General features: G+C 39.5%; 18 protein-coding genes. 7 read left to right on the top strand and 11 right to left on the bottom strand.

Annotated features, from left to right (window positions below; genetic code table 11):
- Nucleotides 1-24: 24 nt before the first annotated feature.
- Nucleotides 25-369: a YajD family HNH nuclease gene (locus RI845_RS14305; protein ID WP_348386844.1), complete on the bottom strand. Its 345-nt coding sequence runs from the start codon at nucleotides 367-369 to the stop codon at nucleotides 25-27.
- Between the two features lie 87 nt (nucleotides 370-456).
- Here RI845_RS14305 and RI845_RS14310 point away from each other — a divergent pair, with 87 nt between their 5' ends.
- Complete coding sequence (locus RI845_RS14310) at nucleotides 457-927, top strand: DUF2947 domain-containing protein (protein ID WP_348386845.1); 471 nt, start codon at nucleotides 457-459, stop codon at nucleotides 925-927.
- 10 nt (nucleotides 928-937) lie between these two features.
- Nucleotides 938-1,873, top strand: a complete 936-nt coding sequence (rlmF, locus tag RI845_RS14315; RefSeq protein WP_348386846.1) for a 23S rRNA (adenine(1618)-N(6))-methyltransferase RlmF — start codon at nucleotides 938-940, stop codon at nucleotides 1,871-1,873.
- A 21-nt stretch (nucleotides 1,874-1,894) separates the two neighbouring features.
- On the opposite strand, the gene RI845_RS14320 is transcribed toward rlmF, so the two are convergent.
- From RI845_RS14320 to RI845_RS14330, 3 genes are all read right to left on the bottom strand, one after another.
- Entirely contained in the window at nucleotides 1,895-2,779 is an 885-nt protein-coding gene (locus tag RI845_RS14320) for an alpha/beta fold hydrolase (protein WP_348386847.1), read from the bottom strand.
- Nucleotides 2,780-2,850: 71 nt separating this feature from the next.
- Nucleotides 2,851-3,711 (bottom strand): MipA/OmpV family protein, encoded by an 861-nt coding sequence (locus RI845_RS14325; RefSeq protein WP_348386848.1) that lies wholly within the window; start codon nucleotides 3,709-3,711, stop codon nucleotides 2,851-2,853.
- A 43-nt stretch (nucleotides 3,712-3,754) separates the two neighbouring features.
- Nucleotides 3,755-4,099, bottom strand: a complete 345-nt coding sequence (locus tag RI845_RS14330; protein ID WP_348386849.1) for a HopJ type III effector protein — start codon at nucleotides 4,097-4,099, stop codon at nucleotides 3,755-3,757.
- A gap of 178 nt (nucleotides 4,100-4,277) precedes the next feature.
- Here RI845_RS14330 and RI845_RS14335 point away from each other — a divergent pair, with 178 nt between their 5' ends.
- On the top strand, nucleotides 4,278-4,799 hold the full coding sequence (locus tag RI845_RS14335) for an NADPH-dependent FMN reductase (protein WP_348386850.1): 522 nt from the start codon (nucleotides 4,278-4,280) through the stop codon (nucleotides 4,797-4,799).
- 46 nt (nucleotides 4,800-4,845) lie between these two features.
- Here RI845_RS14335 and RI845_RS14340 read toward each other — a convergent pair whose 3' ends face one another.
- The 3 genes from RI845_RS14340 to RI845_RS14350 all read right to left on the bottom strand — a co-directional run bounded on the left by RI845_RS14340 (nucleotide 4,846) and on the right by RI845_RS14350 (nucleotide 6,956).
- Nucleotides 4,846-5,736 (bottom strand): mechanosensitive ion channel family protein, encoded by an 891-nt coding sequence (locus RI845_RS14340; protein ID WP_348386851.1) that lies wholly within the window; start codon nucleotides 5,734-5,736, stop codon nucleotides 4,846-4,848.
- A 64-nt stretch (nucleotides 5,737-5,800) separates the two neighbouring features.
- Nucleotides 5,801-6,223 (bottom strand): acyl-CoA thioesterase, encoded by a 423-nt coding sequence (locus RI845_RS14345; RefSeq protein WP_348386852.1) that lies wholly within the window; start codon nucleotides 6,221-6,223, stop codon nucleotides 5,801-5,803.
- Between the two features lie 112 nt (nucleotides 6,224-6,335).
- On the bottom strand, nucleotides 6,336-6,956 hold the full coding sequence (locus RI845_RS14350; protein WP_348386853.1) for a LysE/ArgO family amino acid transporter: 621 nt from the start codon (nucleotides 6,954-6,956) through the stop codon (nucleotides 6,336-6,338).
- A gap of 155 nt (nucleotides 6,957-7,111) precedes the next feature.
- Here RI845_RS14350 and RI845_RS14355 point away from each other — a divergent pair, with 155 nt between their 5' ends.
- Genes RI845_RS14355 through RI845_RS14365 form a run of 3 tightly spaced genes read left to right on the top strand, consistent with a single transcriptional unit; the run spans nucleotide 7,112 to nucleotide 9,034 of the window.
- Entirely contained in the window at nucleotides 7,112-8,056 is a 945-nt protein-coding gene (locus RI845_RS14355) for a LysR family transcriptional regulator ArgP (protein WP_348386854.1), read from the top strand.
- Nucleotides 8,022-8,711 carry a tRNA (adenine(22)-N(1))-methyltransferase gene (locus RI845_RS14360; RefSeq protein WP_348386855.1) on the top strand — a complete coding sequence of 230 codons (690 nt, stop codon included), beginning with the start codon at nucleotides 8,022-8,024 and terminating at the stop codon, nucleotides 8,709-8,711. Before RI845_RS14355 ends, RI845_RS14360 begins: the two co-directional genes overlap by 35 nt.
- On the top strand, nucleotides 8,708-9,034 hold the full coding sequence (locus tag RI845_RS14365; protein WP_348386856.1) for a hypothetical protein: 327 nt from the start codon (nucleotides 8,708-8,710) through the stop codon (nucleotides 9,032-9,034). Before RI845_RS14360 ends, RI845_RS14365 begins: the two co-directional genes overlap by 4 nt.
- Nucleotides 9,035-9,054: 20 nt before the next feature.
- On the opposite strand, the gene RI845_RS14370 is transcribed toward RI845_RS14365, so the two are convergent.
- From RI845_RS14370 to RI845_RS14380, 3 genes are all read right to left on the bottom strand, one after another.
- Nucleotides 9,055-9,978 (bottom strand): M14 family metallopeptidase, encoded by a 924-nt coding sequence (locus RI845_RS14370; protein WP_348386857.1) that lies wholly within the window; start codon nucleotides 9,976-9,978, stop codon nucleotides 9,055-9,057.
- Nucleotides 9,979-10,003: 25 nt separating this feature from the next.
- Nucleotides 10,004-11,395, bottom strand: a complete 1,392-nt coding sequence (locus tag RI845_RS14375) for a hypothetical protein (RefSeq protein ID WP_348386858.1) — start codon at nucleotides 11,393-11,395, stop codon at nucleotides 10,004-10,006.
- A gap of 276 nt (nucleotides 11,396-11,671) precedes the next feature.
- A complete protein-coding gene (locus RI845_RS14380; RefSeq protein WP_348386859.1) occupies nucleotides 11,672-12,856 on the bottom strand; it encodes a DEAD/DEAH box helicase in 1,185 nt (394 codons plus the stop codon).
- A 370-nt stretch (nucleotides 12,857-13,226) separates the two neighbouring features.
- On the opposite strand from RI845_RS14380, the gene RI845_RS14385 reads away from it, so the two are divergent.
- The gene (locus tag RI845_RS14385; protein WP_348386860.1) at nucleotides 13,227-13,679 is read left to right on the top strand and encodes a hypothetical protein; all 453 of its coding nucleotides are present in this window, start codon (nucleotides 13,227-13,229) and stop codon (nucleotides 13,677-13,679) included.
- Here the strand turns inward: RI845_RS14385 and RI845_RS14390 are convergent.
- Nucleotides 13,676-16,831: an efflux RND transporter permease subunit gene (locus tag RI845_RS14390; protein ID WP_348386861.1), complete on the bottom strand. Its 3,156-nt coding sequence runs from the start codon at nucleotides 16,829-16,831 to the stop codon at nucleotides 13,676-13,678. The genes RI845_RS14385 and RI845_RS14390 overlap by 4 nt on opposite strands.
- Nucleotides 16,832-16,855: the final 24 nt, after the last annotated feature.

Here is a 16,855-nt window from a genome sequence, read left to right on the forward strand (position 1 = left end):
CATACTTTGTATGGCTATCAAATATTATTTCTTCAACATTGATTTAAGATCGGCAAACGGGTTGTAGGTTGCAGTATCTTGGTTATTATCACCGGCTTTTACTTCTCTTGAATATTGATCTTGGTCGGTATATTTAGCATGCTCGTTGTCATGGCAATATATGCAAAGTAGCTCCCAGTTGCTGCCATCATTTGGGTTATTGGTATGGTCATGATCAATATGATGTACCGTTAACTCGCGAATATTAGAATACTCAAACTCACGCGCACAACGACCACACACCCACGGAAACAGCTTTAATGCACGGTCACGATAGCCCTGCTCTTTACTTTTATAATTAGCACTGGTGCCAAATCTATCTGAAGACATACTTCTCTCTTTATTAATTTTGTATGTTTAAAATAATATCGTTGATATAATCTCTAATACCAACACTAATAATTATTTAAACTAAAAATGACCTACATACCACTAGACGATATTAAACACGCTTGGGTGTTTCGCTTTAAAAATTTGCCAATTAGTGAGCAAGACTTCAAAAGTATTAAAGCCATGTCACCTGCACGTTCTAGTGCGTTATGGACACAGTTTATCAGTAAACAGGTAGATCATCCCGACTTTTTCAAAGAAGGGGACTGGCCATTTGATGATGCAAGCTGGACCGAAAAAGCCATGTGGGAAAAAGCTTGGGAAGGTGAAAACCCAGATTTACCAGAATTAATTACCGATCATTTAGACTGGCAAAATAATACTACGGTGTATTATTGCAACAGTAAAAAACAAGTATTGGAAACTACTTGGGCTGTATTTAAACGTTGCTGGAAAAACTTTTTAATGATGGACGATGGACCAATACTTATTGGTAAAAAACGTTCTGAAGTGGTGCAGTTTTTATCTGATGGAACCTTTAAAATTGGTCACAAGTAAAAAAACTAACATGCACCCACGTAACCGTCACAATGACGGTTATAATTTTAATGACCTAGTAAAAGCCTATCCAAAACTTAGCCCGTTTGTTCGTACTAATGAGTATCAAAATTTAAGCATCGACTTTAGTAGTAGCGAAGCTGTTAAAGCATTAAACGCGGCGCTGCTAGTGCATCATTATCAAGTTCAAGGTTGGGATATTCCAGATGGTTTTTTATGCCCGCCAATTCCAGGCAGAGTTGACTATATCCACTATTTAGCCGACTTATTAAAAGCCACTAATAACAACAAAATCCCGCACGGCAATAAGGTCAACGCCTTAGATATAGGCACTGGGGCAAGCTGTATTTACCCAATACTTGGTCAACGACAAAATGGCTGGCATTTTGTAGCCAGCGATATTGACCCAATTTCCATTGCGTCTGCCAACAAAAATATTGCCAACAATGACAACCTAACGGGCACTATTGAATGTCGACTGCAAGAAAATAACCAACACATCTTTACCAATATCATAAAAGAAGGCGAAAGCTTTGCAGTCACGCTATGCAACCCGCCGTTTCACTCATCTTTAGTTGAAGCAACAAAAGGCAGTGAAAGGAAATGGCAAAACTTAAACAAAAGCAGCGTAAGCAACAATGAAAACGAAAACGTTAAGTTAAACTTTGGCGGTCAAAAAGCAGAGCTTTGGTGCGACGGCGGCGAGCTAAAATTTATTCGTAAGATGATCAACGAGAGTAAACAGTACCAACAGCAGGTACTCTGGTTTAGCTGTTTAGTTTCTAAAAGCGAGAATGTTAAGCCGTTAAAACTAGCCTTAAAAAAATCCAAGGCGGTGCAAATAAAGGTCATTAAAATGGCGCAAGGCAATAAAATTAGCCGCTTTATTGCCTGGAGTTTTTTATCAATTGAGCAACAACAACATTGGTGCGCTGAACATTTCTAATGTGTACTAATACCGTTTAGCTTAATGTTGGTTTAGCCAACCGGCGACGTGGGGAAAATGATCGTTTCTCGCTTCTGGGCTGGTTAAAATATCTATGTGGCCATAATCAATGGCATTGCCGTTGCGCTTAGACAATAATGAAAACCTTGCAGTAGAGTTTTTAGACTCTTCAATAAAGTATTTAACGTCTACTTGGTTTCCTAAAATGGAATCATTTATACCGGTAATGTGCCATGTTGGCGGCCAAACTATGTCGCCTGCCGCCGATTGATAATCAAACCCATCACGAGGGTCATGCCATGGGCCTTTATTTACCCACTGAATACTATGTGCCAGTGACTGTTTAGTTTCATTGTCGGCACCAAACTTATATTTTACCGCATCGAAAAATCCTTTGCGTTTGGCCAATATAGGCGCAATACGGTTGTAAAATAAGTCGACTTTCAGCAGTTTTTCAAAACCACCAATGGTGATAGAGCGTTTCGTACCAAAACATAGGTTACTGCGTACTTTGCCTAGGTTTTCACTATGCCTTGCTAAAACGCTGGCAACCAACACGCCGCCCCATGAGTGTGAAACCAGATGCATTGCTTGACCGGTTTTATTAAACACATAATCTATTAATAACGGGATATCGTGGGTTATAGCTTCATACTGACCATAATCAGATTCAGCATTAATCAGCGGTGTGCTTAATCCTCTGCCGCGCAAGTCCATTACATACACATCAAAGCCCTGCTCAGCTAAATAGCAGGCCAAGCCTTTACCTTGTTCATTATAAAAGATACGGCCATTTTCAATTGCGCCATGCACCATTAATATTGGTGCACCACCGCTGTTCTTATAGATATGTTTTAAATGTAATTGATGACCTTGGTCTTCAATAAAAACGGACTCTTGCTTCATGGAAAAAGGGTTACCTTGCAATCTGGTATGACCAGATAATATACGGTGTTATTTATTCCAGTGCAAGCAAGTTATTTAATATGTTCAATGCTTTGAAAAACAGTCCACTTGATACCAAGTGCAACAGTGTAGGTGAACTTTTCTTGATAAAGGTCGCTTTCATCATTTTTAGCGCCATGCCATAAACCTAGCTGGGTACCAACAAACATCATTAAATTTTTGTTCAATTGAAAGCGATTGGCAATCGACACTTTGGTGCCTAGATAGCCACCTGAAGATTGAAAATAGTCTCGTTCACTATTTACGTACTGCTGATCAATATCATAAAAATACTGATGAGTTTTAGCACTGGCAAACGTTGGTGACACACTGAAGTAAAACCGAGAATCATCAAATAATAAATTTTCACTCTGGTACGCCACTTCCGGTTGAAATACATAACCGCGGTGATTGACGTTACTAAAGTCAGTTGAAAATACTGAGCGAAGTTGTAAATTCAACCAAGTGTCACTGCTCTTATTATCGTGCAGTAAAAAGCTCGCCTGAGGACCTATTTCAAACATAAAATCAAGATCAGGCATGCCTTCTCTAATTTTAGAGTCCTCTGAATCGGCATTGAATGCTGCGCCTAATGATACATCAAGTTTGAAGTGCTCTTTTTCTACCGCTATCGCTTTAATTACTGACTCATCACCTATGCGTATTTTCTCACCACGATAAATTACAAATGGCAACGGCAAAAATTTATTTTGATAATCTGTAGCCGCCGGATAAATCGGGCCACGAAACGCTGCAGAAAATACCCCAGCTTCCCAAACGGGTTTACCGGCAGACGTGTCAACACTTAATGCGCCACCTTGATTCGCCTGAGCTATGCTAATTAAGGCAAATGCACACAAAAATATAGAAATTTTTAATTGAAGATTCATCATCAATGATCGCCGCTTTTTTAATTATTAATGGATTGATGTCTGATTAACGCTGTACAAGTGCAGCATTAGAGTATGTTATCCCCTGCCAGCCAAGTTCAATAAACGTGCGAATATTTCCGTGGTCATCTGCATTAGGGTTAAGTAACACATCTTCTCGATAAAATTTGCCAAAGCAAGCCAAGGTTTGCTCTGCAGATAAATTATTTAATTGTGCAAAGGCAAATATTTTGCATGAGCCTTCATTGGTTCCGGCCTGGTTAACCAAGTCACCATTGGTAAAAGTTACCGGGGTATAGATGTAGTGTTCGTTGATAACGGTCATCACATCATTAAACTCAATTGTGTCAGGGGAGTGTTTTAGTTGCTGCAAAAAATCTGATAAAGCCATTGGTTTCTCAAAAATAAATTAATAATACAGGGCAGTATAAACCCCACTTTTGTTAGAACAAACGAAAAAATAGGATCATTTAGACGATTTTATCCGCTTTTATTAAACATTCATTTCCTTCATTATAACTCCAAGCTTAAAAGCACCCAATTAAACAATGAAATTAAGAGAGAGTCAGATGAAAATTATTGCCTTAGCCGCTACCTCAAGTTCAAAATCAATTAATAAAACATTGGTTACCTATGCCGCAAACTTAGTTGAAAACAGTGAAGTTGAAGTTTTAGATTTAAATGATTACGAATTGCCATTATTTAGTGAAGACAAAGAAGCTGAATTAGGTCAACCAGAGTTGGCGAAAGCATTTTTCGACAAGTTAGGTAGCGGAGACGCGATCATGATTTCATTTGCAGAGCATAATGGCAGCTATACTGCCGCATACAAAAACATTTTTGACTGGGCTTCTCGTATTGATCAAAAAGTTTTTCAAAATAAGCCTATGATTTTATTGTCAACCTCACCTGGTCCTGGTGGTGCTGGTAGCGTGCTTGCCGCAGCGACAGGCTCTGCACCTTATTTTGCCGGAGATGTAAAAGGCAGCTTTAAAATGCCAAGCTTTTACGACAACTTTGATATGCAAAACAACCAGTTCACTAACCCTGAATTACAGCAAGAATTAACTTCAGTAGTCGCTCAGCTTTAATTTCTTAACACAATAAAAAACGAGCTTACGCTCGTTTTTTATTTAATTAACTTGCTGCCGTTATCATATGAATATCTCTTTGCGGATACGGTATTTTAATACCGGCGTCATCCAACGCTTGATATATAGCCGCATTGGCTTGATATTTTGACTGATAAAAGTTTACTGTCGGCACCCATAGGCGTATGCCAAGTACGATAGCGTTATCGCCAAACTCATCAATACCAACTTGCGGCTTTTTCTGCTCACTACACGCGTCTAAATTTTCAATGATAGGCGTTAGTATATTAATGACTGTAAGGGGATCATGCTGATAAGCGATACCAACCGACAGTTCCAATAATGAATCATGCTCTGAGTTATGCAGCACTTCTCCAACAATGTGTTTGTTGGGAATGGTAATTTCAATGCCATCAGCATCGACTAAAATGGTATAAGCTAGTAAGACCTCTTTAACTATACCGGTTATGCCTTGTACTTTAATGGTATCGCCAACAACAAAAGGGCGAATAATAATGATATTAAAGCCAGCAGCGTAATTCGCTAATAAACCTTGCAGTGCCAGACCTACACCTAATGATAAAGCACCAATAGCGGCAATAAATGGGGTAAGGCTTATACCTAATTTTCCAAGTGCAATAATCGTTATTAATACAACGATAAGCATCTTCGTTGTGTTGCTGATAAAGCGACTTAAGGTCACATCTAATTTATGTCGTTCACAGAGTCTAAGAACCCAATTTGCAATTTTTCCAGCAAAGAAAAAACCTACTAAAAAAATTATAAAAGCGCCAATCAACTGAAAGGTGTAATTTGCGAAAAAATCCAAAGCGAGCTCATAAAGATGACTGATAAGATCAAGCTCCTCTTTAATTAGATCCTTAGCTTCAAATGTTTTCGCAGTTGAACTTGCGCTTTCGCTCGCTGCATCTGTCATCGTATATCTCATTATTGTTATAATTCAATACATTATAGGTGCTATTAAAAGTTATGGCGAATAACTAATCTGGTTTTTCCATATTTAACGAGCGAATTTCATCAACCGTTTGCTTGGCTAAACTTTCTAAATCCTTGCCATGTGGCTTAGGTTTCCTGGTGTCAGGATCAAGTGCGACAAAGACAATACTATCAGCTGAACAAATTGTCTTTTTAGTGGCTTTATTACGCACAACACAAGTGACAGTAATAGAGCTGCGACCCACTGATTTTGTTTTCAAACCAAATTCGACAATATCGCCTTGCATCGCTGGTGACTGAAAGCTAATTTCACTTATATGTTTAGTGACCAAACAGGTAGTCTCCAACTGACAAATAGCATATATTGCCGCCTCTTCGTCAATCCATTCTAATGCTCGACCACCAAATAACGAATTAGCATAATTTAAATCATTGGGCATAACCAAACGACGTGATAAAAAGCGCATATCAATTCCTAAACTGTTAATTATTCGATTAATTATAACGAGTTATAATATTTTTACTTGGTTATATCAGTTCGCGTAATGATGTGCTCATTATACAAATTGATATTAGTGGCTAAAGTGTAATAAATAACGAGTAAGCAATAACCCACATTAACATTGCCACCAACAAATTAATGCCTCGTTGGACCTTTGTTTGACTCAACCAAGGCGACATTTTTGCAGCCGCTAACGATAACGCGTAAAACCAAGTGATTGAAGCCAGCAAGGTACCTATTAAAAATGCCATTTTGTCAGCATCCGCAAATTTTCCACTAATACTGCCAATGATCACTACTGTGTCTAGATAAGCATGAGGGTTTAATAACGTTACAGCCAACGTGGTAAAAATAACGGCTTTGCGAGTACTAGGCTTTACTTCTTTGAGCATGTCATCTTTATTGGCTAAATAAAATTGCTTAAAGAAAATGAAACCATAGACAGTTAAAAAGATGATACCGCCCCAAGTGATTATTTCTGCGATCACGCTATTACTATTAATTAACGCCCCACCACCAAACACACCTAAAGACATCAAAATAAAATCACAAACGATACAAATAGTCGCTGCCATCAAGTGATGATTACGCTTAATACTTTGACTTAACACGTACGAATTTTGCACGCCAATAGGGATGATTAAGCCGGCACCAATAACGAAGCCTTTTAGCATTGGTAATAAAGTAATAGTAGACATTGGCGTTCCTTAAAATAAAAGCGATTAACAGCATGTGACGCTAGATTATTAAAAACCTCCATTTAAGTAAAATTAAATAAACTTAACTATTATTAATTTTATTAATACAGCTATAATACTAATAATTTAACGATAAACATTAGGCCAATAAATTCATGCGCCCACTTGATTACAAGCTTATTCATGCCCTCGATACCGTATTAACCGAGCAGAGTTTTGAAAGTGCAGCACTGGCATTAAACATCACCCAATCGGCTATTTCACAACGCATAAAACAACTTGAACAGTTGGTTGCTAAACCGGTATTAATTCGTAGTCAGCCATTGCAAGCAACAACAACAGGCCAAAAGCTGCTTGCGCATTTTCGCAAAGTTCGTCAGTTGGAATATGATTTAGCTGGTGACATAATGCCCGATAGTGCGCCATCATCAATTCCAATCTCAATTGCAGTAAATGCAGATACCTTGGCCAGTTGGTTTATTGAAGCACTCACGCCTCTGTTAAAAACTCAACCGATAGAGTTAAACATTCAAGTAACCAACGAAGTTGATACACAAAAACTATTGAAAAAAGGCGAAGTTTTAGCAGCTATCAGCTCACAAAAGCAAAGTTTTTCAGGGGTAAAAGTGGAGTATATTGGCACCTTGGATTATATCTTGTGTGCAAACCAAGACTATATCAACAAGTACTTCAAAGGCGGCTTAACCATTGAAAACTTAAATAAAGCGCCATGTATTGATTACGACCAAAGAGATAAGATGCACAGTGACTATTTGAAAAAACACTTTGCCATTGAACAAGCCATTTACCCTTGTCATCGTATTCGATCTTCTGAAGTTGTGGTTACCATGGCGCTGGCAGGACTTGCCTACGCCTTGATCCCTACAACCCAAGCTGATGAACATTTGGCCAGTGGCGCGTTGATAAATTTAGCACCCGACAAGCACTTGAAAATGCCACTTTACTGGCACAGCTGGGCGTTAGAGCGCGGTGTGCAAAAATTAATTACCAAAACCATCGGCGACTATGGTCGCAGCCACTTCAACCAATGTGAAAAATACCTTGATGCGAACCGGAAAACGATTAACTCAAATCAATAGGATGATCACCAACAACTACCAAAATATTTGGGATTGTTGTTGCGATCATGGCTTGTTAGGTATTGAACTGTTAAAACGAAAAGCGGCAAATACAATACACTTTGCTGATATATCAGCACCGTTGATTGATAAATTGGAGCTGCAATTACAAAAGTTTTTCAGTGATGATGGTTATGTTAACCACTGGCAAGTACACACTATTGATGTTGCTAAAATCCCATTGCGTTCAGGTAAAAACAACAAACAGCAAAAAGCTGAGCAATTAATTATTATTGCCGGTGTTGGCGGAGATTTGTTAATTGAACTTGTCCAAAGCATTATTCAGGCAAACCCGCATAGCGCATTGGAATTCATTTTATGCCCAGTGCATCACAACTATAAAGTACGAGCCGCCTTGAACGAATTAAACTGTCGATTAATCAATGAGAGCATTGTTAAAGAAAATAACCGCTTTTATGAGATAATCCACATAACAACAAGCACTAATAAAACCACGTTGCCAATATCTAATGTGGGTTCAATAATGTGGGACTTTAGTAATGATGAACATCAACAATACTTACAACAAAGAATAAATCATTACTCGCGAATGTTAAAAAGCACTAACATTGATGCTCAACGTATAATTGACGCCTATAACAAGTTATCAAGATGAAAAATACAAACAAAATAATAGATAAAAATACCGAGAAACAGCTGGTAAGGCTACTCACCGAGGTTTGTGAACAGCATAAATTTATTACCGATGGCTTTAGCTGGTTAACTCATACGTTAAATACCAAACGTAGTGCAAATAGCCTGCAAGTAATTTGTATTTTTACACACCAGCAAAGCTTAGATAATGCCATTAACAGTAAACAAGCTGACAACCTGAGAAATGATATTTTAACCGTAATGGCAAGTCTGAAGCTTGATGTCAGCGTGCCATTAAGGTTAGTAAAATTTGGTATTGATGAGCACTACCAAGGCTATCATTAACAACCTTGTTGGCGCTCCCTTTACTTACTTGTATGAATTAAATAATCTAGGCCACCAGTAATTGCCGCAACCTGCGCCACAATACAGTTTTCATCATCAGACTTGGGGCTGTCAGGATACACTTCGGTGGTTGTGCAATATTTTGCATCCGTTAATCCGGCGCATAAACCAAGCTCTTTACAGGGGTAATTGATCACCCCAAACTGCTCAAGCTCAACCCCAATTAATTTGCCATCATCATCGCTAGGGGCAATATGAGTTACCTGCTCTACCGATTGAATAATCGCCCTTTGAAAATCGTGCTCTGGTCTTAAAGTATCGCCAACGCCGTAAAAACCATCGGGAATATTCCAATTTTTTTGCACAATGGCATCACGAGCAGCCAATGCAGGTCTAAACTCGCTGTTGTCGGTATCTGTGGTTTCATGTAAATCAAAATGAGCAAACACGTCTACACCAAGATTATCAATACATTGCATTAATAATGCAGACTCTTGTGCTGGGCTGTTCGGATAAAATGAGCGATTAGGGTCGATGGCGTCTGGATTCCAACGATTAATCGTTTCATAACCCCAAGGACTGATACAAGGCGCGACGATGATATTAAAATGCTCTAAATACTGCTTCGCCTTAGTTTCAACAAATCGAATAGCGCCATGTACACCACTGGTTTCGTAGCCATGTACGCCACCGGTAACTAAAATTGTCGCTTTACTCGCATCAAAATTACCAGTCTTAATAATAGATAAAGGGTAAGTATGCTCACCATAAGAGAGCTCACCATACTGCTCAACATCAAAGTCAGTTGTTAAATCGTCTATTTTACTTACCACTTCTGCTTGGTATGAACGTTTAATTGTTTGCAGTGCAAACCACTGGGCTTTTTCTGCTGCGCCCCATTTAATACCTGGAGTACCAATTGCGTAAGGTTGTTCGTTTGTCATGTTATTACCTTCGTTTAATTTTTGTTTAAGTTTGAGCCGAGTCAGCAAAATTTTGCTTCGACCGCATTGGCTCAATATTAATAATTTTTGATCGATTCATAGTGATTTTAAAGCGCTGCATATACTGCTGTCCCAGCTTATTGCGTTGCACTAAAACCAGATTTAATTGATAGCGCCGCTCAACGCTTTGGTTTGAGATTTTACCACCATCAACGGCATACAAACGCCCCTCGCCTTTTTTTAGGTAACGAGTAAAAGGCATTAAGTTGAGTATGTATTGGTTTTTAATTTCTTCAAAACCGGGCATAAAGTCTTTGGCAATAACTTTTGCATCACATCTAAAATGCAATAACTGCGCGTCTTGTCGGTTTTGCCTACGCCGTTTTTGTAATAATTTATCAACGTAATCCGGCAAATGTTTTTTATCAATGTATTCCAGCCAAATGGTTTGCGAGGATATTTTGTTTTTGGTCAGACTATTACTGAACGAATGCTGCCATTTCGGCCGACCATGTTGAATTTTACGCCAAATATAACCGGTTAAATCTTCTTTAAAGGTTTCACGAATACCGTAAATTAACCCTAAAAAGGCAATTAACACTAAACTTACTTCCGTAAATGCAGAGCGCGCACTTAATACAATAGACATTACAAATGCCATTATTATGGTGGTAATTGTGCCTCGTACCAAGCGCTTTAAATTCGCATTCAAGTTATTGGTTTGGCGCTTAAATACCACCCCTATTTCACTTAAACGCTGCAACAAGCGCATTTTATTGGTGATCCTATTTGGATCAGCCAAGGTTATTTTAGAATTATATTGATTGTCTTCTCGGTATTGGCTTTCTTGAGCACAAAGTTCGAATAACGCCTCACGATACTCTGCGTGTTCGCTGCTTTTAGGACCATTTGCAAGCAAGTTTAAGAACGATTGTTCTGTTTTCCAGCTCAAATAATTATCGACATTCTCAAAATAGGAGCTTAAACGTTGATCAGGCGGTGTATAGCGACGCAGTTTTTTTAACAAGTTTCTGGTTTGCTCTGCAAGCTCACTCACATGCTGATAAAACTCATTGGCAGTATCAATTTTTAGGGCAAGTTTAATATCTTTTTCAAGCGCTATGCGAAACTGAAACGAGAATAAGTTTAAGTTACTGCGGTAATCCGTTTGTTCACCTTTGGTTTGGCTAATAAAACGACTGCGTACCAGTGGCAAATGTACTTGCTCTGAAAAATAGGCACTGTAACTTTTTATACTACTGTGAAAGTAATTTTCTTCGCTAAGCGTACTTGGACTGATGCCCATTTCATCCGGAATAGAAAAATACAAATCTAGGCTTTGAAATTCTTGCGGGTGCAACTGTTGGCTTATTCTAAATGATAAGTTTTCATCCTGAGTTAGGGTGATTTTTTTCACTGCTTAATGTCACTCCTAGGGTTATAAACTTCAGTCATAATAGTAATACCAGTTCGCGTAATGATGTGCTCAATTAATAATGTTATAGAAAACTTTAGAACAACTGAAATTTTAAATAGATAGTTATTCATATCTTTTTAAATTTCAGGAAGTTATCAAGCTTTATATACATTCCCGAAGGGGAACTCATATGTTGTTTATATGAGTTACTTAATAATCAGATCTTTATACGGATTGGTATATTTTAAGTATCTGCCAGTTTTGCTCTATTGGCTATTAGTTACGCTTATTTTTAGGTACATAATTTAAAATAGACACAGGTACGATTTTTTTCACAGGAAACTCTGCAAACTCTTTGCGCTCAATAATATGTCCTAATCGGCTTTCTATTGCGCACAGCTCCCTAAAGTTATCTTTAGATACAAAAGATACCGCTTCGCCACTGGCGCCTGCTCGTCCTGTTCTGCCGATACGATGAATGTAATCATCCACTTGCGCAGGTAAGTCATAATTTACTACGCGTGTTAACGCGCCAATATCAATACCACGAGCGGCTATGCCGGTGGCAATCAAAAACTTAATATTACCAGCCTTAAAGTCGGCGAGTATTTTTTCACGCACTGCTTGAGTTCGGCCACCATGAATTGATTCCGCACGAATACCGCGTTTTTCTAACTGACTCACCAGTTTGGCTGCGCCATGTTGAGTTTCGATAAAAATTAACGCTTGTTGCCATTGCTGATCTTTAATTAAGTGACTGAGCAATGCTGATTTGTTTCCCTTGTCTACCGTAACAAGCCATTGTTCAATTTTAGCAACGGTAGCGTTATTAGGCGAAATTGCTATTTCTACGGCATCTTCAATTACCCGTGCTGCTAAATAGCGGATATCTTTTGAAATGGTTGCTGAAAATAATAAGCTTTGACGGTCACTTGGCAAGCGCTCAATAATTTTATGAATGTCATCAGAAAAGCCCATATCCAGCATTCTGTCGGCTTCATCTAATACCAATACTTCAAGTTCATCAAAATGCAAAGCGCGTTGATGGGCTAAATCCAACAACCGTCCAGGGGTCGCAACCACAATATCTACGCCCCAAATCAAACGTTGCTTTTGTGCATCAATATCAACGCCGCCATACATCGCCATAGAGCTAAGTTCTAAATTCTTCGCGTATTGACTAATACTGGCTTCAACCTGCACGGCTAATTCACGAGTAGGAGTAAGGATAAGCGCACGAATTCGTTTACCGCGCAGCTTTCTATCTTTATTAAACATTTCCAATATTGGTAAAACAAAACTCGCTGTTTTACCAGTACCTGTTTGTGCAGCAGCAATTAAATCTTTACCAGATAAAATAGCAGGGATCGCTTTTTTCTGAATATCAGTTGGCTCGCTGTACCCTAAGTCGGATAGCGCAGTTAAAATTGGATCAGATAAACCCAGAGTTGAGAATGACATTAAGTGCCTCAGGCAAAAGCAAATTGTTAGAAAAATAAAGAGCACAAGTATAGCAGTAAACACCAAAGCGGAAAATGAATAACCTGAGCACGGCTTAATAAATATTTCTCTAGCAGCTGTTTTCATCTACTTCTGCGTTAAATTCACTTGCAATAGGCTAGCTATTGACGCACGAATCTGCCTTGAATTAAATAAAACCAGCAAGCTAGAATATAAGTCTAATATTTATTCAAAATTTCAACAGGTTAAAGATATCTTAAACCGAGTTCAGGTTAATTTGATAAACTAAAGTTCACCTTGTTAGGCACTCTAATGCTACTATGTCATCACTCAATTGAGCATAACCACCACCAAAGAAACCTTTAATATCATGTATTCACTTTCTGATTTAAGCACCATCAATGAACAACTCGTGCCATTAAAAGAATTGGCCGACAAAGAGTTAAGATCAATTATTGGTTTATCAGGAATGGTTTACACCCCACATATTGATACCTATAACGAAATCGCGATTAAAAGAGCAGTCATTTTGCGTGATCTTAAAAGTAACAATGTTATTCCTGTTTCCGATATAGAAACCATTACTGCACAGCTGGACGTGTTATTTAAAAAGGCCAAAAACCGCGATACTGTTGAACATAAAAAATGCAAATATCAACGTCGATTTGCACCATTAAAATTAAGTAAGTCAGGTAAAATTGTGCGCACGTGGGCAAAGTTTTGGCTTAAGCTAGACGCTAAAGACAAAGTAAACAAAGAATGGGAAATACAAGTTAAAGAAATATGGCCCGAATATTTTCTTATTCGAGCCAGGGACATTTAGCTATCAGCCAATGCTGTATTACTGTCCTTATGCTCTGTATCTTTATGTAATAAACGATAAAGCGCAGGCAGTACAAACAGGGTTAGTATTGTTGAAGAGATAACTCCACCAATAACAACCGTTGCCAGCGGGCGCTGAACTTCAGAGCCAATGCCGGTATTTAACGCCATTGGTATAAAGCCCAGGGAGGCCACAAATGCAGTAGTAATTACTGGCCGTAACCGAGTTATTGCACCTTTAATAATCGCATGTTCTATCGCTAAATTATTACGCCTTAATTCGCGAATAAACGACACCATCACCAAGCCATTTAATATCGCAATTCCAGATAAAGCAATAAAACCAACGGCAGCAGAAATAGAAAATGGAATATCCCTTAACACCAGTGCAAAAATCCCGCCGGTTAACGCCAGCGGTACCCCAGAAAAAATGATCATCGAGTCCTTAAACGATCCAAGCGCCATTAATAACAAAGCAATAATTAATACTAACGTTACCGGTACTACAACCATCAAACGCTTTGTTGCCGATTGCAGTTTTTGATACGTGCCTCCGTACTCCACCCAATAACCGGCAGGTATTTCGGCGTTGCTATTAATCGCTTGTTGCACATCTTTAACAAAGCTGCCCAGATCTCTATCTCTAACATTGGCGGTAACCACCACTCGCCGTTTGCCATTTTCACGATTAACTTGATTGGCGCCATTTATCAGTTCAATAGTGGCCAACTCCTGCAATGGCACATAACCGCCACCATTAAGAGTGATTGGTAGCTGCGTTAAATAAGCAGTGTCATTACGTTTTTCTTCGGGCAAACGCACCACAATATCAAACCGCTTATCGCCTTGATAAAACTTACCGGCTTGCTGGCCACCAATGGCGGTGGAGACTTGTTGTTGTAACTCCTCCAAGGTAATTGCGTATTGGGCTAAACGCTGTGACTTGGGCGTTAATGTTAACACGGGTAAACCAGTGGTTTGCTCAACTTGCACATCCTTAATTCCCTCAACATTGGCAATAGCAGCAGCGATATTTTCACCGGTAGATGCAAGCGTAGCAAAATCATCGCCAAACACTTTAATTGCAAGCTCGGCACGTACACCCGCCAGCAGTTCGTTAAAGCGCATTTGAATGGGTTGTGAAAACTCATAGTTATTGCCTGGTACTTTACGTACCACCACTTCTAACTCGTCGACTAATTGGCTTTTACGTTTATTCGGATCAGGCCATAAATCGCGTGGTTTTAAAATAATAAATGTATCTGCGACACTCGGAGGCATTGGGTCGGTTGCCACATCGGGTGTGCCAATTTTTGAATAAACCCGCTCAACCTCAGGCATGTTCGCAATGTGAGCTTCTAACAAGGTTTGCATTTCAATTGATTGGCTTAACGATGTGCCGGGGATCCTTAAGGCATGCATAGCAATGTCACCTTCATCTAAATTAGGCACAAATTCACTGCCTAACTTACTACCCAATACTGTCGCACCTGTGACTAATAGCAAGGCTGCGACCACGACTAACCAACGGGCTTTTAATACAAATGTTAATATCGGTTTATATAAACGTTCACTACCGTCAATAATCGGATTCGCTTTTTCAACCACTGGACGCTTAAACATTAAGGCGATAGCCGCTGGCACAAAGGTGATTGATAATATCATCGCACTTACTAGCGCAATTACCACGGTAATGGCCATCGGGTGAAACATTTTTCCTTCAACACCGGTTAGCGCAAATATAGGCAAGTACACTGCGGTGATAATAAACACACCAAAAAGCGCCGGGCGGATCACCTCACTTGTCGCATCAAATACTAACGACAAACGCTCTTTTAACGGCAAAATAGCTTCTCTGCCTTGCGCTTTCGCCAATTGACTTGCCTGACTTAAACGACGAAGACAGTTTTCAACAATAATAATGGCACCATCAACCAGTAGACCAAAATCTAAGGCACCAAGACTCATTAAATTGGCGCTCACCTTAGTTTGTACCATACCGGTAATTGTCATTAACATAGCAAACGGGATCACCGCTGCGGTTAGCAGCGCCGCGCGCACATTACCCAGTAATAAAAACAAAATAACGATAACCAATATGGCACCTTCGACTAAATTGGTTTTTACCGTATCTAAGGTTTTGTTCACCAAGGTGGTACGATCATATACCGCATTGGTGACAATCCCATCAGGCAAACTTTTATTAATTTCAGTTAATCGCTCGCCAACCGCTTTAGCAACCTTTTGGCTGTTTTCGCCAATCAACATAAAGACCGTACTCAGCACCACCTCGTGACCATCTTGTGTGGCCGCGCCGGAGCGTAACTCTTTACCTTCAGTCACGTTAGCCACATCTTTGACTTTCAACATTTGTCCGTTTTCACTGCGAATAGCAACGTTGGCTAACTGGCTTAAATTAGTCAATTGTCCCGACATACGCACTAACCACTGAGCGCCACTTTTTTCAATAAATCCGGCACCTTGGTTTTGGTTATGAGCCAAAATGGCATTAATCACATCATTTTGGCTAAGGCCGTGTGCTAATAACTGGCTTGGTTCAAAGGCAATTAAAATTTCACGTTTAAAGCCACCATTTGGATTAACTTCAACAACTCCTTCAACCTGCATTAATTGTGGTTTTATGATCCAGTCATGCACGGTGCGTAAATCAGTAGCACTAATAAGAGTACCATCGTCATTAGTCGCCCCTGGTAAGGCATCGACTGTGAACATAAATATTTCGCCAAGACCGGTAGATACAGGGCCAAGCTCTGGCTCTGCCGAATAAGGCAATTCAGACTTTGCACTAATTAACCGTTCGCTGATCAGCTGTCTGGCAAAGTAAATGTCGGTATCGTCGCTAAATATCGCCACCACCTGCGACAAGCCATAGCGAGAGATTGAACGTGTACTCTCTAGGTTAGGGACACCTGCCAATGCAGTTTCCAGTGGATACGTAACCCGCTGTTCAACCTCTAAAGGGGTATAGCCTGCTACTTTGGTATTAATAACGACTTGCACATTGGTAATGTCTGGCACCGCATCGATAGGTAACTTGGTAAAGTTCCAAGCGCCTAATGCGGCAACGGCCAATACCGCCACCATAATTAAACGACTGCGCTCAATGGCAAATTTTAAAATAGACTCCAACATAATGGCCTACTCCTTAAAGACAAT

Source organism: Thalassotalea nanhaiensis (assembly GCF_031583575.1).
Classification (GTDB): Bacteria; Pseudomonadota; Gammaproteobacteria; order Enterobacterales; family Alteromonadaceae; genus Thalassotalea_A; species Thalassotalea_A nanhaiensis.